Origin of the sequence: Variovorax saccharolyticus (assembly GCF_030316765.1) — a bacterium.
Classification (GTDB): Bacteria; Pseudomonadota; Gammaproteobacteria; order Burkholderiales; family Burkholderiaceae_C; genus Variovorax; species Variovorax saccharolyticus.
Map to the genome: position 1 here is coordinate 240,133 of NZ_JASZYT010000003.1, position 19,067 is coordinate 259,199.

Genomic DNA, 19,067 nt, shown 5'->3' on the forward strand with positions numbered 1-19,067 from the left:
GTCGACCGTTGACAGACTTCCCGGCGGCCGGAAAGCGTAGCAACTCAGTCCATTCCCCATCCCCAAGGAAACATCCGAAAAACTCGCCGGAAAATCTCACGATCGAACCCGCTGCGGGCGAAGACTCAGCGTTCCCTGAACAAGCCCTCGATCACTTCCCTCAGCCACCGGTTCGCCGCATCGGCCTCGAAGCGCTTGCTCCAGTGCAGCGAGACGCTGAAGTCGCGCAGCGGAAAGGCCGGCTCCACGATCGCGTAGCCGCCCTCCTCGGCAAAGCCGCGGGCGATGTTGCGCGGCATCACCACCGCCAGGTCGGTGGCCCGCACGATGGCCGGCAGCACCATGAAGTGCTCGGTGGTCAGGCGCACCCGGTCCTCCAGGTTGAGCAGCTGCAGGATGCGCAGCGTTTCGGCATGGGTGCGCACGGCGACGTATTCGAGCGTCTGCAGCGCGTCGAGCAGCGCCCGGCTGCTCCGCCGCCCGCGCGCGAACGGGTGGCCCTCGCGCAGCAGCACGATGTAGCGGTCCTTCAGCAGGTGGGCGCGCTGGGTGTCGCGGACCTTGGGAAGAAAGCCGAAAGCGAAGTCGATCCGGCCGCCGTCCAGGGCCGGCGCGATCTCCGCCGGCTGCAGCGGCAGGGTCTCCAGCCGGACGCCCGGCGCCAGCTCGCCCAGCCTGGCCATCAGCAGCGGCAGGAAGCGGCCCTCGCCGATGTCGCTCATGTGGATGCGGAAGGTCTTGCGCGAGTCCGCGGGCTCGAAGCGGTCGGGCTCGTTCAGCGCCTCCTCCAGCGTGCCCAGCGCCGCCTGCACCGCCACCGCCAGCCGATCGGCGCGCGGCGTCGGCGCGACGCCGCCGGGCGCCCGAACGAAGAGGGCGTCCTTGAGCAGCAGCCGAAGCCGGCCCAGCCCGTGGCTGGCGGCCGGCTGGGTCAGGCCCAGCGCCTCCGCCGCCCGGCTCACGCTGCGCGCCCGGTAGACGGCATCGAACAGGCGCAGCAGGTTCAGGTCGATCGAATCGATATGCATGGCGTTCATGTTGCTTAGTTCGATTATTTTATTGATCGCAGGTCGAGGCCCCGCGACACTTGCGGCGGCCTCGAAGCCGACCCCCCACAAGAAGGAGACAAGAGATGAGCACGATCCGTCAGCGCACGGCATTTGCCGTTCTGTTCTGCGCCGCCACCGCCGCCTGGGCCCAGCAGCCCCCGGCCGAGGAACCCGGCTGGGCCAAGGGCCGGCCCAAGACCGAGGCCGCCACGCGGATGGCGCCGGTCCCGGCCTTCCCGATCCCGACCGCGGCCGACCAATTGCCGACAAAGAAGTTCAAGCTGCCACCGGGCTTCAAGGTCGAGACCTGGGCCTCGGGCGTGCTCGATGCGCGCGCACTGCGCCAGGGCGCCAAGGGCAATGTGTTCGTGAGCACGCTGTTCGTCGGCAGCAAGGTCTATGCGATCCCGGAGAAGGGTCCGCACGAACCCAAGACGATCATCGACAAGATGGAACTCGCCACCGGCATCGAGTACTACAAGGGCGCCCTCTACGTCGCGACCAGCAAGCAGATCCTGCGCTACGACAACGCCGAGGACAAGCTCGGCAACCTGGGTGCCCCGGTGGTGCTCAACGACAAGCTGCCGGGCGGCCAGGACCACAGCTGGCGCTACCTGCGCATTCACGACGACAAGCTCTACTACGCGGTCGGCGCGCCCTGCAATCTCTGCGATCCGGACGAGCGGCACGCGCGCATCTTCCGCATGAACCTGGACGGCAGCAACATCGAGACCGTGGCCCGCGGCGTGCGCAACACGGTCGGCTTCGACTTCGACCCGAAGACCGGCAATCTCTGGTTCACCGACAACGGCCGCGACTGGTTCAGCGAATCGCTGCCGAACGACGAACTCAACCAGATCACGGCCAAGGACCAGCACTTCGGCTACCCGTACTGCCACCAGGGCAACATCCTCGACGGCGAGTTCGGCTGGGGCAAGAGCTGCGACGACTATGCCAAGCCTGCCGCCCTGCTCGGCCCGCACGCCGGGGCGCTGGGACTCTCCTTCTACCGCGGCAAGATGTTCCCGGCCAAGTACCAGGGCGCGATGTTCATCGCCCGCCACGGCCCGTGGAACCGCACCATCAAGTACGCCGACGTGGCGGTGGCCTGGCCCGACGGCAAGGGCGGCGCCCGGGTCGAGCCCTTCATGACCGGCTTCGTCGAGAACAACAGCTACCTCGGCCGGCCGGTCGACTTCCTGGTGCTCAAGGACGGCTCGATGCTGGTCAGCGACGACCACGCGGGCGCCATCTACCGCATCAGCTACGGCGGCAAATGAGGAGAGCGGCCGCAGCACACGCCATCGCGATCGCGGCCGCCCTGCTCGGGCTCGCGGCGCAGCCCGCCGTGGCCCAGGGCAAGCCGGGTGCCCCGGCCGGCCCGGGCGGCTATGGACAGCGCTACGCGGCGCTGTGCGCGGCCTGCCACGGCGCCAACGGCCGCAGCGACATGCCGGGCACGCCCGCACTGGCCGGCCAGCATTCCTTCTACGCGATCACGCAGCTCTTCCTGTTCCGCGAGGGCCGGCGCGCCAACGAGGCGATGTCGGCGGTGGCCAAGACCATGAACGACACCGACCTGCGCGGCTTCTCCGATTTCATCGCCACGCTGCCGCCGGTGCCGGCGCCGCCGCCGGCCACGCCGCCCGACGCCGCGCGCATGCTGCGCGGCCAGGCGCTGGCACAGGAGCACCGCTGCCTCAACTGCCACGGCGCCGATCTCAGCGGCGGCCAGCAGGTGCCGCGCATCGCGCAGCAGCGCGAAGACTACCTGCAGCTGACGCTGCGCGAATTCAGCTCGGGCAAGCGCCCGGGCTACACCCAGGCCATGGGTGCGGCGCTGAGCGGCATTCCGGTCGCCGACCTCGACACCCTCGCCTACTACATCGCGCGCTTTCCCGGCGCCGCCCCGTCCACGCCACCCAAGCCATCCGGCAAATAGGAAGCCCTCTCTTGGAAGTCTCATTCAGCAAGGAAATCGAGGCGCTGCGCCTCGGCGCCGGCGACACCTTTCACGGCGAGGGCATCCTCGCGATCACCAAGGGCCTGCTGCAGTCCGGCGTGGCCTACGTCGGCGGCTACCAGGGCGCGCCGGTGTCGCACCTGCTCGACGTCATGGTGCAGGCCAAGCCCTACATGGACGAACTCGGCGTGCACGTCGAGGCCTGCTCCAACGAAGCCTCGGCGGCAGCCATGCTCGGCGCCTCGATCCACTATCCGCTGCGCGGCGCCGTCACCTGGAAGTCGATAGTCGGCACCAACGTGGCGGCCGATGCGCTGTCCAACCTGTCGTCGCCCGGCGTCAAGGGCGGCGTGCTGATCGTGGTCGGCGAGGACTACGGCGAAGGCGCCTCGGTGATCCAGGAGCGCACCCATGCCTACGCGCTGAAGTCCAGCATGTGCCTGCTCGACCCGCGGCCCGACCTGGCCGTGATGGTGGACATGGTCGAGCACGGCTTCCGGCTGTCGGAGGCTTCCAACATGCCCTGCATGATGGAGCTGCGCATCCGCACCTGCCACGTGCGCGGCAGTTTCGAATGCAAGGACAACCTGCCGCCGGCGATCTCCACCCGGGCCCTGATCGAGGAGCCGGCCGGCTTCGATTACATGCGGCTCGCGCACCCGCCGGTCACCTTCCGCCACGAGAAGCTCAAGGGCGAGGAGCGGCTGCCGGCCGCGCGCCGCTACATCGCCGAGCACAAGCTCAACGAACTGATCCCGGGCACGCATGCCGACCTCGGCATCGTGGTGCAGGGCGGTCTCTACAACGCGCTCATCCGCAGCCTGCAGCAGCTGGGGCTGGCGGATGCCTTCGGCGCCACCGACATCCCGCTGCTGGTGCTCAACGTCGCCTACCCGCTGGTGCCCGAGGAAGTGGCGGACTTCTGCGTCGGCAAGCGCGCGGTGCTGGTGGTCGAGGAGGGCCAGCCCGAATACATCGAGCAGGAGATCGCGACCTTGCTGCGCCGGCGCGACATCCAGACGCCGCTGCACGGCTGCGACATGCTGCCGGCCGCGGGCGAGTACGGCGTCGAGGTGCTGGCCACCGGCGCCGGCCGCTTCGCCGAGCGCTACCTGCCCGGCCATGCGCACGACTCGGCGCGGGCCTGGCTGGCGGGCAACATCGATCGCCGGGCCGCGGTCGCGACCCGGCTCGACGCGCCGCTGCCGAACCGGCCGCCGAGCTTCTGCATCGGCTGCCCCGAGCGGCCGGTGTTCGCGGCGCTCAAGCTGGCCCAGCAGGACAGTGGCCCGGTGCACATCGCGGCCGACATCGGCTGCCATGCCTTCGGCACTTTCGAACCCTTCTCGATGGGCCATTCGATCCTCGGCTACGGCATGAGCCTGGCGAGCCGCGCCGGCGTGTCGCCGATGATGCAGCGCCGGGCGCTGTCGATCATGGGCGACGGCGGCTTCTGGCACAACGGCCTGCTCACGGGCGTGCAGAGCGCGCTCTTCAACGGCGACGACGCGGTGCTGCTGATCTTCAAGAACGGCTACACCTCGGCCACCGGCACGCAGGACATCATCTCGACGCCCGACGACGAGCTGAAGGAGCGCGCGGTCGACAAGCAGCAGAGCCTCGTCGACAAGAACCAGACCATCGAGGCCACGCTCAAGGGCCTGGGCGTGCAATGGCTGCGCACGGTCCACACCTACGACGTCGACAAGATGCGCAAGACGCTCAACGACGCCTTCACCAGCGACTTCAACGGCCTCAAGGTGATCGTCGCCGAGGGCGAATGCCAGCTCGAGCGGCAGCGCCGCATCAAGCCCTGGATCGCCAGCCTGCTGAAGCGCGGCGAACGCGTGGTGCGCGTGAAGTACGGCGTCGACGAGGATGTCTGCAACGGCGACCACGCCTGCATCCGGCTGTCGGGCTGCCCGACGCTGACGATCAAGGACAACCCCGACCCGCTCAAGGTCGACCCGGTGGCGGTGGTGATCGACGGCTGCGTCGGCTGCGGCCTGTGCGGCGCCAACGCCCACGCCGCCACGCTGTGCCCGAGCTTCTATCGCGCCGAAGTGGTGCAGAACCCCAAGTGGCACGAAAGACTGCTGCACGGCCTGCGCGGCGCGGTCGTGCGCGCCCTCCAACCGGCATGACGACGATGAACCGAACCCAACCGATCACGCTGCTGATCTGCGCCCTCGGCGGCGAAGGCGGCGGCGTGCTGACCGAATGGCTGGTCGATACCGCACGCCATGCGGGCTACGCGGCGCAGAGCACCTCGATCCCCGGCGTGGCGCAGCGCACCGGTGCCACCACCTACTACGTCGAGGTCTTCCCGATGCCGCTGGCCGAGCTCGACGGCCGCCGGCCGGTGTTCAGCCTGAGCCCGGTGCCGGGCGCGCTCGACGCCATCGTCTCGTCCGAACTGCTCGAGACCACGCGCCAGATCGGCAACGGCATGAGCGCGGCGCAACGCACCCTCGTCATCAGCTCGTCGGCCCGCACGCTGACCACCGCCGAGCGCATGCAGCCCGGCGACGGCCGCGCCGACGCGCAGCGCCTGCTCGAGGTGGTCAAGGCCTTCAGCCGCGCGCACCATGTGTTCGACATGGGCGCGGCGGCGCGCGAGGCCGGGACCGTGGTCAGCGCCGTGATGCTCGGCGCGATCGCCGGCAGCGGGCTTTTCCCCTTTCCGCGCGAGGCCTACGAACGGGTGGTGCGCGGCGGCGACGCCGGCGCTCCGGAGAAGATCGGCAAGATGGCCGCGGCCAGCCTGCGCGGCTTCGCGGCGGCCTTCGACGCGGTGAACACGCCGCGCGAGCAGGCCGCGATGGTCAGCCGCCTGCTGGACACCAGCGCCGACGAAAGCGCGCGGCCGCGGCCGCTGCCGCCGGCCGTCGCCGCACAGTTTCCGGCGCCGGTGCACGACCTGCTCGCGCTCGGCCATGCCCGTGTGCTCGACTACCAGGACGCGGACTACGCCGCTCTCTACGTGGAGCGCCTGGCACGCGTGCTGGCCGCCGAGCGCGCCGCCGACCCGGCCGCGGCCGAAGGCTTCGCGACCACGCGCGAGATGGCGCGCTGGCTCGCGCTGTGGATGGCCTTCGACGACATCGTGCGGGTGGCCGAGCTCAAGAGCCGGGCCAGCCGGGCGCAGCGCGTGCGCGGCGAGGTCCGGGCCGGCGAGCACGACATCGTCAGGGTCTACGACCACTTCAAGCCCGGCGCGCCCGAGTTCGCCGCGCTGCTGCCGGCCGCGCTCGCGCATCGCGTGACGGCCTGGGACCGGCGCCGCGCCACTCCCTGGGCCATGCCGCTCAAGATCGGCAGCCATTCGGTCGCCGGCATGACGGCGCTGCGCCTGCTGGCCTCGCTGCGCTGGCTGCGCAGGCGCGGCAGCCGCTTCGCCGAGGAACAGGCGCTGATCGACCGCTGGCTCGACGCCGTCGTCGCCGGCACGCGCGCCGACTGGCGCCTGGGCCACGAGGTGGCGCTCTGCGGCCGCCTCATCAAGGGCTACGGCAGCACCAACGAGCGCGGCAAGAGCAACCTGCTGCACGTGATCGACCACCTGGCGACGGCGCCCCTGTCCGACGGCTCGCCGGCCGCGCGCGCCACCGCGATCGCCGCCGCCCGCGAGGCCGCGCTGGCCGACGAGGCCGGCAATGCGCTCGATGCGGCACTGGTGCGCCACGGCGCGCCGCCGCGGCCCGTGAAGGCGCAGCCGATCCGCTGGATGAAGCGGCCGCCCCAGTCCGCGGCCGGCCATCGCACCTGAATGCCCGGCACGCCGGCCGCGCCGGCGCCCGATCCCGATCCAAAAAAGAGGAGACCTTCGATGAACCACCAAGAACCCCGCTTCCGACGACGCACCCTGTCGGCCTGCGCGCTCGCCGCGCTCCTGCTCGCCGCACCCGCCGCCGCGCTGGCCCAGGCCTGGCCGAGCAAGCCGATCAAGATCCTGGTCGGCTTTCCGCCTGGCGGCGTGGCCGACATCATGGCGCGCACGATCGCGCCGCTGATGTCCGAGACGCTCGGCCAGCCGGTGGTGGTCGAAAGCCGCGCCGGTGCCAACGGCAACGTGGCCGCCGATGCGGTGGCCAAGTCGCCGGCCGACGGCTACACCCTTGCGCTGACCAGCACCGGCATCGAGTCGGTCAATCCCTTCCTGTTCGGCAAGTCGGCCTTCGATCCCGACAAGGACCTGGCGCCGGTCGCCGCCACCGGCCGCATCCTGCTCTTCCTCACGACCCGGCCGGGGCTGCCCGCCAACGACGTCGATGCCTTCGTACGCCATGCCAAGGCCAATCCGGGCAAGCTGTCCTTCGGCTCCGCGGGCTCGGGCAGCACGCCGCACCTGGTGGGCGAGCTGTTCAAGCAGAGCGCCGGCATCTACGCCGTGCACGTGCCCTACCGCGGCGCGGCGCCGGCGCTGCAGGACCTGCTGGCCAGCCAGATCGACTTCTTCTTCGATCCGGGCATCTCGTTCGCGAACGTGCGCGCCGGCAAGCTCAAGATGCTGGCGGTGGCCAGCGCGCAGCGCTCGCCGCTCTTTCCCGATGTGCCCACCCTGGCCGAGCGCGGCTACAAGAACATGGACTACGACACCTGGTTCGGCCTGTTTGCGCCGGCGGCGACGCCGCCCGAAGTGCGGCTTCGGCTCAACGCGGCGGTCAACAAGGCACTGGCCAACGAAGCCGTGCGCAACCGCTTCCGCGACGTCGGCGGCGAGGCGACACCGATGACGCCCGAGGCCTTCAAGGCCGTGGCACGCAAGGAGGCGGCGGTGTTCAGCCAGCTCATCAAGGACCGCAACATCCAGGCGGACTGAGCCGCCCCCAAGGTAAACGCGAATAGCCGGCCCCGGACGATTCTTATAGAACATAACCGGTTCGGCGCCCTGCCCATCGATCACGCCAGGAGACAAATTCATGAAGCCTTCGCGCATCCAGACCGCCGCGGCGCTTGCCGCCGTGCTGTCCCTCTCGTGCCTGCCCGCCATGGCGCAGGACAAGCCGGTCAACCTCAAGATGTCGAGCTGGGTGCCGGCGCAGCACCCGCTGAATCCGTCGCTGCAGGCCTGGGCCGACGACATCAAGAAGGCGTCCAACGGCACGATCACGGCAACGCTGTTTCCTTCCGAGCAGCTGGGCAAGGCCTTCGACCACTACGACATGGCGCGCGACGGCATCGCCGATTTCGCCTACGTCAACCCGGGCTACCAGCCCGGCCGCTTCCCGATCATGGCCGGTGCCTCGCTGCCCTTCCTGTTCGCCAACGGCAAGGGGGGCTCGGCCGCGATCGACCAGTGGTATCGCCAGTACGCGGCCAAGGAGATGAAGGACGTGAAGTTCTGCTTCGCCTTCGTGCACGACCCGGGCACCTTCCACGCGCGCAAGAAGATCACCTTGCCGACCGACATCAAGGGCATGAAGATCCGTCCGGCGACCAGCACCATCGGCCAGATGGTCACCTCGCTGGGCGGCACCAACGTGCAGGCCTCGGCGCCCGAGTCGCGCGACATGCTGGAGCGCGGCGTGGCCGACGCGATCACCTTCCCCTGGGGCTCGATCGGCCTCTTCGGCATCGACAAGGTGGTGAGCTTCCACATGGACGTGCCGCTCTACGTCACGCCCTTCGTCTGGGCCATGAACCAGAGCAAGTACGACAGCATGTCGGCCGCGCAGAAGAAGGTGATCGACGACCACTGCACCAGCGAATGGGCCGAGAAGGTCGCCACGCCGTGGGCCGACTTCGAGTTCGCGGGCCGCGCCAAGATCGGCGGCCAGTCGGGCCACGAGATCTACAAGCTCACGCCCGAGCAGCTCGACGCCTGGCGCAAGGCGACCGCGCCCGGCGAGGCGCTGTGGGCCGAAGGCGTCAAGAAGGTCGGCCAGGATCCGAAGGCGGTGATGGATTCGCTGAAGGCCAGCCTGGCGAAGAACAAGTCGGCGCTCTGAGCCACGCGGGGACCGGATGACGAACGGGGCCGAGATGACCAAGCCGCGCGTCGGGATCATGGATCGGATGATCAACTCGATCGAGTGGCTGGCCGCCATGTTCGTGGGGATCGTCGCGCTCAACATCTTCCTGGCGGTGGTGCTGCGCAAGTTCTTCAACACCTCGATCCCCGATTCGTATGACTTCGGCCGGATGCTGCTGGGCATCCTGATCTTCTGGGGCATCGCGGCCACCAGCTACCGCGGCGGCCACATCACGGTCGACCTGGTCTGGACCGCCGCCAGCCCGCGCATGAAGCGCTGGATCGACGTCTTCGCGACGCTGGTGCTGCTGTTCGTGGTCGCGGTGCAGACCGCCATGCTGTTCGACAAGGTGCGCGGCACCTATGTCGACAACGTGCTGACCTACGACATGAACATCCCGACCTGGCCCTTCTATGCGGTGGCCTGGCTGGGCGACGTCTCGGCCGTGGTGCTGATCGCGATCCGCACCTATCGATTGATCTTCCATCCCGAGTTGCTGCATGACGAGAAGCCGGAAATGAAAGCTGACGAATGAGCGCCGCGCCGGGCCGCCCCAAGCAAGATCCCGCCCCCTCGGGGGGCAGCGCAGCACACGAAGTGGCAAGCGTGGGGGCACCATGAGCACCGATGCGATTGCTGTTCTCGGGTTCGTCGTTCTCTTCGCATTGATGCTGCTGCGCGTGCCGGTCGGCATGGCGATGGGGCTGGTCGGCGTCACCGGCTACGCCTGGATCGTCGGCCCCGGGCCGGCGCTCAAGCTGGTCGGCCAGACCTCGATGCGCACCGTGACCGACTACACCTTCGGCGTCATCCCGATGTTCATGCTGATGGGCGCGCTGGTGTCGGTGTCGGGCGTCAGCCGCGAGCTGTTCAAGGCCGCGAACTCGATGATCGGCCACCTGCGCGGCGGGCTCGGCGTCGCCACCGTGCTGGCCTGCGGCGGCTTCGCGGCGATCTGCGGCTCGTCGGTCGCCACGGCGGCCACCTTCTCGGCCGTGGCCTATCCGGAGATGCGGCGCTTCAACTACCCGCAGTCGTTCTCGACCGGCGTGATCGCGGCCGGCGGCACGCTGGGCGCAATCCTGCCGCCCTCGACCGTGCTTGCGGTCTACGCCATCCTCACGCAGCAGGACATCGGCAAGCTGTTCATGGCCGGCATCGTGCCGGGCATCCTGGCGATGACGATGTACGTGCTGACCATCGTGGTCATCGTCCGGCTGCGCCCCGACTGGCTGCCCGGCGGCGAGCTCAAGCCCTGGCCCGAACGCGTGGCCGACCTCAAGAACGTCTGGGCGCCGCTGGTGCTGTTCGTCTTCGTGATCGGCGGCCTCTACGGCGGCTTCTTCACGCCCACCGAAGCCGGCGGCGTCGGCGCCAGCGGCGCCTTCATCCTCGGCGTGCTGCGGCGCAAGCTCGACGGCCCGAAGATCCGTGAGGCGCTGCTGTCGGCCACGCGCACCGCGGCGGCCGTGTTCACGGTGCTGATCGGCGCACTGCTCTTCGGCTACTTCCTGACCATCACGCAGAGCCCGCAGAAGCTCACCGAGTTCCTCACCGGCCTGGGCATCGGCCGCTACGGCGTGCTGGCGCTGATCATGCTGATGTACCTGGTGCTCGGCTGCCTGATGGATGCGATGGCGATGATCATCCTCACGGTGCCGATCATCTTCCCGGTGATCGTCCACCTGGGCTTCGACCCGATCTGGTTCGGCGTGATCATCGTGATGACGGTGGAACTGGGCCTGATCCATCCACCGGTGGGCATGAACGTCTTCGTCATCAAGAGCGTCGTGAAGGACGTGAGCTTCACGACCATATTCAAGGGCGTGCTGCCGTTCATCCTGACGGACATCCTGCGCCTGATCATCCTGATCGCGTTCCCGATGATCGCCTTGTGGCTCCCAACGAAAATGGGCTGATGAGCATCCAAGTCACCTACACCCTGCGCGTCGAATTCGGCGACTGCGACCCCGCCGGCATCGTCTGGTTCCCGAACTTCTTCCGCTGGATCGACGCCGCGTCGCGTCACTTCTTCGCCGAGCGCGGCGTGCCGCGCTGGGAAGAAACCGCCGCGACGCTGGGCGTGATCGGCACGCCGCTGGTCGACACGCACACGCGCTTCGTCAAGAGCGCGAGCTACGGCGACACGCTGCAGATCGCGGTCGCCATCCCCGAGTGGCGCGAGAAGAGCTTCGTCCAGACCTACCGCGTGACGCGCGGCGAAGACCTGATCCTCGAATGCGAGGAGGTCCGAATCTTCGCGGCGAAGCGCGAAGGCGGCGGCATCCGCGCGGTGCCGATCCCGCCCGAGATCCGGCGGCTCTGCGAGTAGGCCGGCCCCGGGCCGGCCGGGCCCGGCCCCTGTCATGCGCCATACCTCCTTTGGCGGACGACTTGCGCCGTCGCGCCGTGTCCAATGCCGGAAGGCCACCGGAGACAGCGCATGAAGAAGCTCGCCCTTTGCATCGGGATCAACAACTACCCCGGCACCGACATGGACCTGGCCGGCTGCGTCAACGACGCCAACGACTGGGCCGCCGAGCTTGCCAAGCGCGGCTTCAGCGTCAGCAAGCTGCTCGACGAGCAGGCCACCAAGGCCGGCATGGTCGAGGGCATGCGCCGCGTGATCGACCAGGCCGCCCCCGGCGACGTGGTGGTGATCACCTATTCGGGCCATGGCACCTACCAGTACGACACCGACGGCGAAGAGGCCGACGGCCTCGACGAGGCGCTGTGCCCGTACGACATCCGGGCCCTCGGCGCCGCCCTGATCGACGACGAGATCCACGCCATCTTCAAGAGCCGCCGCGAGGGCGTGCACCTGACGCTGATCTCCGACAGCTGCCACTCGGGCACCGTGAACCGGGCGCCGGCGGACAGCAGCGACCAGGAGGCCGGCCGGCTGCCGCGCTTCATGCCGATGCGCGTCTGGATGCCGGAGCCGCGCCTGGTCACCGGCGGCCCGCAAGGCGCCGCAGTGCCCAAGAAAGGCAAGCACGGGGCCGCGACCGCCTTCACCCCGGAGCCCGAGGACGACGCCGGCGACGTGCTGATGGCGGGCTGCGAAGAGGGCGAAGGCCATTTCAGCTACGACGCCAGCTTCCAGAACCGATCGAACGGCGCCTTCACCTTCTATGCCCTGAGGGCGCTGCGCACGCTGCCCGCGGACGCCAGCTATGCCCAGTGGCACCAGGCTCTGGCGGACGACCTGCCCTCCGGGCGCTATCCGCAGAAGCCGCAGATCCAGGGCAGCAGCGAAGCCAGGGGGCGCGCGATCTTCAGCTGAAGGAACACCATGGCCGACGCGATCGTGCTGCAGATCACCGGACGCCGGAGCGACAAGCCCGAGGTTCCTTCGCTGCTGCGGTCGACCGCCAGCCGGGCCGTCGGCGCCGAACGCACGAGCGATGAATTCCTGCCGCCGGGGCTGCTGGAAGCCAAGGCCAGCATCGATCTCACGACCAGCGCGCGCGGCTTGCCCGACAGCGCCTCGACCGACCTCGAAGCCGGGTCCGGCCAGGTGCTTGTGCTCGAGCTGGCCGACGGCGGCACCCTCATCACCAGCCCCGAGGGACTGAAGGCGGCGCTGCTGCGCAACCGCCCCGACCTGGTGGCGGCCGACGGACGGATCCTGTTCGACCGCATGAACGCCGAGGGCGCGGTCATGCAGCGCGGGCTGTTCGCCAGCGCCACCGGCAGCCTGGTCAGCCAGGTCATCTCGCTGGCGGTGGGCCGCGACCCGCTCATCGACGCCGCGCAGGCCCGGCTGGCCGAGCTGATGCAGCGCAAGGGCAAGCCCGCGGACATCGCCGATGCCGGCGCCAGCTGGCTCGCCACCAAGGCCTTGATGTGGGCCGTCGAGGAGCGGCTGGCCCGCCCGGCCGGCCATCTCTACCGCTGGGACGACGGCGGCGGCCAGCTCGAAAGCGGCGTCGCCGACGACACTGCCCGCATGATCGGCAGCGACGGCAAGCCGCGGCCGGCGCTGGTGTTCATCCACGGCACCGGCTCCAGCACGCTGGGCAGTTTCGGCGACCTGCAGCGCAGCGACCGCGGGCTCTGGGCCCGACTCGAAAGCCGCTTCCCGGGCGGCATCTACGGCTTCGAGCACCGCACGCTGTCGCAGAGCCCGATCGAGAATGCGCTGCAGCTCGCCACCGCCCTGCCGCGCGGCGCCCGCATCAGCCTGGTGACGCATTCGCGCGGCGGCCTGGTCGGCGACCTGCTGTGCCTGCAGGACATCGACCAGCACGTCGACAGCTACAGCTTCGCCTTCCAAGGGGTGGGCGATGCCCAGGGCCGCGAGACCGAGGTGCGCAAGGAACTGGACCGCGCGCACGCCGAGCATCGCGAGCAGCTGCGCGCGCTGTTCACGATGCTGCGCGACAAGGCGCCGGTGATCGATCGCTACGTGCGCGTGGCGGCGCCGGCGCAGGGCACCAGGCTGGCGAGCGGCAACTTCGACGTCTTCCTGTCGGGCCTGCTGACGCTGATCGGCCGGGTGCCCTACTTCTTCGGCAATCCGCTGTACTCGGCCTTCAAGCGGGTAGTGATCGAGGTCGCGAAGAACCGCACCAATCCGCACCTGGTGCCGGGCCTCGAGGCCATGCTGCCCGATTCGCCGATGGCGGCGCTGCTGCGCGACGCCGCGGTGCAGCCCGGCATCCGGATGGCGCTGATCGCCGGCGACATCCAGGGCGGCAACCTGCTGATGCGCATGGGCGTGCTGCTGACCGACTTCCTGCTGTTCGAGAACACCGACAACGACCTGGTGGTCGACACCGCCGCGATGCTGGCCGGCGTGGCCGCGAAGAGCCGGGCACGCGTGATGTTCGACCGCGCCGCCGACGTCTCGCACTTCAACTACTTCGGCAACCTCGAGACCCGCAACGCGCTGCGCGACTGGCTGGTCGCCGACGAGACCGATGCGCTCGACGCCTTCCGGGCCATCCCCGACGGCTTCACCAGCCTCGATGCGGCGGGCATCGGCAAGTCGCGCGGCACGGCCGCCGCGGACCGGCCGGTGGTCGTGGTGCTGCCGGGTGTCATGGGCACCTACCTCGACGCCGACGGCAAGCGGGTCTGGCTCGACCCGCTGTCGCTGGCCGGCGGCGCGCTGCAGCGCATCGCCTTCGGCGCCGAGCGGGTCACGGCCGGCGAACTGTTCGGCAAGACCTACGGCGACATCTGCGAGCACCTCGCGGACAGCCACCGGGTGCTGCCCTTCCCCTACGACTGGCGCCAGCCGCTCGACGTGCTCGGCGAGCGGCTCGGCACCTTCCTCGACCTGCTGCTGAAGCAGACCGCGCAGCCGGTGCGCCTGCTCGCCCACAGCATGGGCGGGCTGGTGGTGCGCGCCTGCATCCATCGCCGCCGCGACGTCATGGACGCGCTGATGCAGCGCGACGGTGCGCGGCTGATCATGGCCGGTACGCCGCACCAGGGCTCGCATTCGATGGTCGAGAACCTGCTCGGCAAAGGCAATGCGCTGCGCGCGCTGGCGCGGCTGGACTTCCGCCACGACATGCAGGACGTGCTGGACATCGTCTCCGGTTTCCGCGGCGCGCTGCAGCTGCTGCCGGCGCCGGGCTTCGTCGATACCTTCCAGGGCCAGCCCGAAGGCGGGGAGCCGCAGCAGTACTGGGAGGCCGAGAGCTGGAAGAAGCTCAAGGCGCTCAACACCGACCTCTGGTTCGGCGACCAGCGCTGCGGCCAGCCCGATGCCCAGACGCTGGCCTCGGCCGGCTGGCTGTGGACCGAAGACGCCAAGGCCGGCGCCGCACCCGGCCTGCCCCTCGACTACCAGTCGAAGTCGATCTACGTCTTCGGCGTCGCGCCCGGCACGCCCTGCGGCCTGCGGGTCGAGGACCGCGGCGGCAAGCGGCGGCTGCGCATGGTGTCGACCACGCGCGGCGACGGCACCGTGACCTGGGACTCGGGGCGCATTGGCAACATCGGCAGCTTCTACTACCTGCCGGCGGTGCATGGCGACCTGCTCTCGTCCGCGGGCAGCTTCGCCGCCCTCGGCGACCTGCTGATGAGCGGCAGCACCGCCCGGCTCGACCGCCATCCGCCGACCACGCGCGCGGCAACGCCCGAGCGGCCTCGCAGCTACGACCCGGGGCCGCCGAACGCGATCGACGACATCAACCTGGCGGCCGCCGTCATGGGCGGCACGCCCGGCAGCCACATGACGCCGCGCGCCAAGCTGCGCCTCGAGGTCCGCATGAAGGCCATGGACCTGCGCTTCCTGGCCTGTCCGATCCTGGTCGGCCACTACGAGAACGACTCGATGGCCGGCACCGAGGCGCTGATCGACAGCGAGCTGATGGACGGGCAGCTGGCCCAGCGCAAGGCGCTCGACCTCTACGCCGGCCCGCTGGGCACCGCGGCCGTGGTGCTGCGTGCACCAAGCGCGCTGGACCGCCGGCGCGGCGTGCTGACCGGCGCGGTGGTCACGGGACTCGGCCGCTACGAGGGCAGCCTGAGCCAGGAGTCGCTGATGCTCGCGGTGCGCGCGGGCGTGCTGCGCTACCTGCTGCAGGTGGTCGACGTGATGGGGCGCGAAGACCGCGAGGTGCCGCTGGCGACACTGCTGCTGGGCTACAACTCCTCGGCCAACCTGACCATCGCGGCCTCGGTCGAGGCGCTGGTGCGCGGCGTGATCGACGCCAACGAGCGCTTCAAGCGCACCACGGGCCTGTCGGTGCGCGTGGCGCAGCTCGACATCGTCGAGCTCTACCTCGACACCGCGATCACTGCGGTCTACGAGCTGCGGCAACTGACACCGCGGCTGGCCGACATGGCGACCGCCAAGGACACGCAACTGGCCTGCAGCGGCGAGCTGGTGCAGGGCATCGGCCTGCGCCAGCGCCTGTTCGACACCCGCGGCGCCAGCTACTGGCCGCGCCTGATCGTGACCGATGCCGACGACCAGCCCGGCGCCGCCCGCCCCGAAGGCGGGATCCGGCTCGCCAACCGGCTGCGCTTCCTCTATGTCGGCCAGCGGGCGCGGGCCGAGACCGTGGTGCAGCAGCGCCAGCCGAGCCTGATCGAGACCCTGGTGCGCCAGCAGATCAGCCAGACCCACTGGAACTCCGACTTCGGCCGCATGCTGTTCCAGCTGATCGTGCCGCCGGACTTCAAGGACGCCGCGCGGCAGCTGCAGCGCATCGTGCTGGTGGTCGACGCCGCCACCGCGAACCTGCCGTGGGAGCTGATGCTGACCGACCCGCTGTTCACGACCGAGGCGCAGGGCGACGGCCCGCTGCTGCCGCTGTCGCTGTGCACGCCGGTGGTGCGCCAGCTCTCGTCGACCGCCTTCCGGCGCGACGTGCGCCAGAGCCTGGCGCGCAGCGCCTACGTGATCGGGAACCCCTCGGTGCAGGGCTTCGCCGCCGCCTTTCCCGATCCGGCCAACCCCGAACGCAAGGACCCGGACGCGCTGGCCGGCGCCGAAGTCGAGGCCACCGCGATCGCCGGCCTGTTCGCCAACATGGGCTACGAGGTCAGCCGCGCGATCGGCGACCACAACCTGGCCTCCGACGTGCTCGCCAAGCTCTACCGCAAGCCCTACCGGATCGTGCATGTGTCGGCGCACGGCGTCTTCGAGCAGCTGCACGCCGACGGCCTGCGGCGCAGCGGCGTGGTGCTCTCGGGCGGCCTGCTGATCACGGCGGCCGAGATCGCGGCGATGGAGTCGGTGCCCGAGCTGGTGTTCCTCAACTGCTGCCATCTCGGCCAGATCGCCGCCGGCGCGCCGCCCGGCCCGACCTTGCGCGACGGCAACAAGCTGGCCGCCAGCGTGGCGCGCGAGCTGATGGACATCGGCGTGCGCTGCGTGGTGGTGGCCGGGTGGGCGGTCGACGACAAGCTGGCCCAGCAGTTCGGCGAGGTCTTCTACCAGTCGCTGCTGCAGGACCGCCGGCCCTTCGGCAACGCGGTTTTCGAGGCCCGGCAGGCGCTCTGGGCCGCCCGCTCCGACAACGTGACCTGGGGTGCCTTCCAGGCCTACGGCGACCCGCTGTGGCTGGCCGAGACCGATGCCGACGGCGCCGTCGGCGCGGCGCGGGGCCGCAGCAGCTTCGTCTCGCTCGACGAGATGCTCGACGAACTGGCCCGGGCGCGGGTCGAGGCCTCGCGCCGGCCCGACCGCCAGCTCGAGAGCGAGCGGCAGGCGCGCATCAAGGCGATCGAGGACGCGCGCGACAAACGCTGCCCGCCGGGCTGGCTGCGGCTGCCGGCGCTGCAGTCCGCGCTGGGCGCCACCTGGCGCGAGCTCGGCTGCCTCGAGCAGGCGCAGCAGGCGCTGCAGTCCGCGATCCAGTCGGTGGACCTCCAGGGCCGGGTGCCGATCCGCGACATCGAGCAGCTTGCGGCGGTCGAGATCGAGCTCGGCGCCGTGCGGGCGGCGCAGCGCCTGCGCCAGTCGTCCACCGACCCGGGCGGCAAGGCGCGTGGCGCGCGCCAGGGTGGCGAGGGCCTGGCCCTGATCGCCAACGGCATCGAGCGCCTGCTGTCGCTCGACAAATTGGTCTCGCAGTCCGGCCTCGGCCCCGACGACCCGGTCGCGGCCGTCAACTCCGACCGCCACGCCCTGCTGGCCGGCGCCCACAAGCGCACCGCGGTGGTGTTCGCCCTGCAGCTGCTGCAGCGCGACGGCAGCGCGGCCCAGCGGGCCCGCTGGCGGGAGGCCCTGGCCGAAGCGGCCGCCGCCGGCGTCCAGGCCTACACCCGGGCCCAGGGTCTGCCGGGCGACGACAGCTTCAGGCCCTATCCGGCCCTGCATGGACTGGCGCTGCGCGTGGTGCTCGACGGCTGGGACGCTGCCGACGAGGTGTCGGACGGCGTCGCGATGGCGCGCCAGTGCGGTATGGCGGTCTCGCGCCTCCATGCGCTCGATGGCGATCCGTGGGACGTCGTGATGAGCCCGGAAGCCCTGCTGGTCGAGCGGCTGCGCGATGGCGGCCTGGCGGCGGCCGGCTCGGCGGGCGAATCGGCCCTCGGCGAAGTGCTGCAGGCCTACCGCGCTGCGCTCGAGCACCTGGGCCCCAAGGTGCGGCACGTCGACCGCACCGTCGAGCACCTCGAGATGCTGGCGACCCTGTTCGACGCCCGTTTCCTGATGGGCGACGGCGAAGGCTACAAGCGCATGGCCGATGGCCTGCTGGCGCTGGTCGGCCAACTGCGGCCCGGACGGGAAACACGCCCCGACCGGCCCGAGGCGCCGGCCCCGGCCCCGGCCCCGGCCTGAGTCAGGCTGGCGCCCCCGCAGCCGTGACGATGCGGCGGGCGAACCAGTCGTCCAGCATCGCCTTCTCGTAGCGCAGGCGGTCGCTGCCCGAGTAGCGGTTCACCGTCATGAGGTAGTTCAGGTCGGACAAATGCTGCTCGCCGCTGGCCAGGACCCGGTCGCCGCGGCTCAGCGTGTAGCGCAGCTTGATGCGCGGCCAGGTGATGTCGCGCAGGACGCGCAGGTCGATGCCGGTGCGGAAGGTGAACGGCCCGAACCAGCCGGCCAGGTCGATGTCCAGCACCTCGATGCGCAGCGCATCGCCGGCCGGCAGCCCCCGCTCGGCGAGCTTTGCCAGATGCCGCTCGACATCGCGCATGACGACCGCGCGCTCCTCCGGGGTGCCGTTCGGATGCGAGTAGGCGGCATCGGTGAAATTTTCGGGATTGACGAAAACGACCGTCAGGTCGGCCGCGGAGGCGGCCGCCGATGCGGCGGCGGCGGCAGCGACGAGCATGCAGGCGATGCGTCGGGACATGGTGTCTCCTTCACGTTCGAGCCCCGTTCGACACCACGGCGCGCCGCCGAGTTCCGGCCGACGTCGCCACCATCATGCAACCCCGACGTCTCAGCGGTGGTGGGCGGCATGCCCCGGGCTGGCCGTCGAGGCACCGCCGAGCAGCGCAGCGGTGCGCGGATCAGGGCTCGCGACTGTTTGAGTGGAGCGAAGCGGAGCGAGTTTGAGCGAGACCCCGCGTACCGCGAGCAGCGCAGGGCAGCCGCGAAGCGGCCGGTGACGTCGGCCGGCCCGGGGCATGCCGCCCGCCTTCGCCGCCCCGGCATCACAA

At 70.2% G+C, this 19,067-nt stretch carries 13 protein-coding genes; 11 read left to right on the forward strand and 2 right to left on the reverse strand.

The annotated features are described in order from the left end of the window. Positions 1–125 precede the first annotated feature (125 nt). The gene (locus QTI45_RS11840; protein ID WP_286654486.1) at positions 126–1,037 is read right to left on the reverse strand and encodes a LysR family transcriptional regulator; all 912 of its coding nucleotides are present in this window, start codon (positions 1,035–1,037) and stop codon (positions 126–128) included. Positions 1,038–1,132: 95 nt separating this feature from the next. On the opposite strand from QTI45_RS11840, the gene QTI45_RS11845 reads away from it, so the two are divergent. The 11 genes from QTI45_RS11845 to QTI45_RS11895 all read left to right on the forward strand — a co-directional run bounded on the left by QTI45_RS11845 (position 1,133) and on the right by QTI45_RS11895 (position 18,240). After that, on the forward strand, positions 1,133–2,329 hold the full coding sequence (locus QTI45_RS11845; RefSeq protein WP_286368675.1) for a PQQ-dependent sugar dehydrogenase: 1,197 nt from the start codon (positions 1,133–1,135) through the stop codon (positions 2,327–2,329). After that, on the forward strand, positions 2,326–2,991 hold the full coding sequence (locus QTI45_RS11850; protein ID WP_286654487.1) for a c-type cytochrome: 666 nt from the start codon (positions 2,326–2,328) through the stop codon (positions 2,989–2,991). Before QTI45_RS11845 ends, QTI45_RS11850 begins: the two co-directional genes overlap by 4 nt. Before the next feature lie 11 nt (positions 2,992–3,002). Further along, positions 3,003–5,156, forward strand: a complete 2,154-nt coding sequence (locus QTI45_RS11855; RefSeq protein WP_286368673.1) for a thiamine pyrophosphate-dependent enzyme — start codon at positions 3,003–3,005, stop codon at positions 5,154–5,156. A 5-nt stretch (positions 5,157–5,161) separates the two neighbouring features. Further along, entirely contained in the window at positions 5,162–6,781 is a 1,620-nt protein-coding gene (locus tag QTI45_RS11860) for an indolepyruvate oxidoreductase subunit beta family protein (RefSeq protein ID WP_286654488.1), read from the forward strand. 60 nt (positions 6,782–6,841) lie between these two features. Beyond that, positions 6,842–7,834 carry a Bug family tripartite tricarboxylate transporter substrate binding protein gene (locus QTI45_RS11865; protein WP_286654489.1) on the forward strand — a complete coding sequence of 331 codons (993 nt, stop codon included), beginning with the start codon at positions 6,842–6,844 and terminating at the stop codon, positions 7,832–7,834. Between the two features lie 100 nt (positions 7,835–7,934). After that, positions 7,935–8,963 (forward strand): TRAP transporter substrate-binding protein, encoded by a 1,029-nt coding sequence (locus QTI45_RS11870; RefSeq protein WP_286654490.1) that lies wholly within the window; start codon positions 7,935–7,937, stop codon positions 8,961–8,963. A gap of 34 nt (positions 8,964–8,997) precedes the next feature. Then, positions 8,998–9,522: a TRAP transporter small permease gene (locus QTI45_RS11875; protein WP_286368670.1), complete on the forward strand. Its 525-nt coding sequence runs from the start codon at positions 8,998–9,000 to the stop codon at positions 9,520–9,522. Between the two features lie 82 nt (positions 9,523–9,604). Beyond that, positions 9,605–10,906, forward strand: coding sequence for a TRAP transporter large permease (locus QTI45_RS11880; protein WP_286654491.1), 1,302 nt, complete (start codon positions 9,605–9,607; stop codon positions 10,904–10,906). Next, positions 10,906–11,319, forward strand: coding sequence for an acyl-CoA thioesterase (locus QTI45_RS11885; RefSeq protein ID WP_286368668.1), 414 nt, complete (start codon positions 10,906–10,908; stop codon positions 11,317–11,319). Before QTI45_RS11880 ends, QTI45_RS11885 begins: the two co-directional genes overlap by 1 nt. Positions 11,320–11,430: 111 nt before the next feature. Further along, positions 11,431–12,273, forward strand: coding sequence for a caspase family protein (locus QTI45_RS11890; RefSeq protein WP_286654492.1), 843 nt, complete (start codon positions 11,431–11,433; stop codon positions 12,271–12,273). A gap of 9 nt (positions 12,274–12,282) precedes the next feature. Then, entirely contained in the window at positions 12,283–18,240 is a 5,958-nt protein-coding gene (locus tag QTI45_RS11895) for a DUF7379 domain-containing protein (protein WP_286654493.1), read from the forward strand. Position 18,241: 1 nt separating this feature from the next. Here the strand turns inward: QTI45_RS11895 and QTI45_RS11900 are convergent, their stop codons facing one another. Beyond that, entirely contained in the window at positions 18,242–18,757 is a 516-nt protein-coding gene (locus tag QTI45_RS11900) for a DUF3016 domain-containing protein (RefSeq protein WP_286368665.1), read from the reverse strand. Positions 18,758–19,067: the final 310 nt, after the last annotated feature.

Coding starts and splice junctions, on each gene's coding strand:
- QTI45_RS11845 (WP_286368675.1), top strand. CDS start 1,133: ATGAGCACGATCCGTCAGCGCACGGCATTTGCCGTTCTGTTCTGCGCC.
- QTI45_RS11865 (WP_286654489.1), top strand. CDS start 6,842: ATGAACCACCAAGAACCCCGCTTCCGACGACGCACCCTGTCGGCCTGC.
- QTI45_RS11880 (WP_286654491.1), top strand. CDS start 9,605: ATGAGCACCGATGCGATTGCTGTTCTCGGGTTCGTCGTTCTCTTCGCA.
- QTI45_RS11875 (WP_286368670.1), top strand. CDS start 8,998: ATGACCAAGCCGCGCGTCGGGATCATGGATCGGATGATCAACTCGATC.
- QTI45_RS11850 (WP_286654487.1), top strand. CDS start 2,326: ATGAGGAGAGCGGCCGCAGCACACGCCATCGCGATCGCGGCCGCCCTG.
- QTI45_RS11860 (WP_286654488.1), top strand. CDS start 5,162: ATGAACCGAACCCAACCGATCACGCTGCTGATCTGCGCCCTCGGCGGC.
- QTI45_RS11895 (WP_286654493.1), top strand. CDS start 12,283: ATGGCCGACGCGATCGTGCTGCAGATCACCGGACGCCGGAGCGACAAG.
- QTI45_RS11870 (WP_286654490.1), top strand. CDS start 7,935: ATGAAGCCTTCGCGCATCCAGACCGCCGCGGCGCTTGCCGCCGTGCTG.
- QTI45_RS11890 (WP_286654492.1), top strand. CDS start 11,431: ATGAAGAAGCTCGCCCTTTGCATCGGGATCAACAACTACCCCGGCACC.
- QTI45_RS11900 (WP_286368665.1), bottom strand. CDS start 18,757: ATGTCCCGACGCATCGCCTGCATGCTCGTCGCTGCCGCCGCCGCCGCA.
- QTI45_RS11885 (WP_286368668.1), top strand. CDS start 10,906: ATGAGCATCCAAGTCACCTACACCCTGCGCGTCGAATTCGGCGACTGC.
- QTI45_RS11840 (WP_286654486.1), bottom strand. CDS start 1,037: ATGAACGCCATGCATATCGATTCGATCGACCTGAACCTGCTGCGCCTG.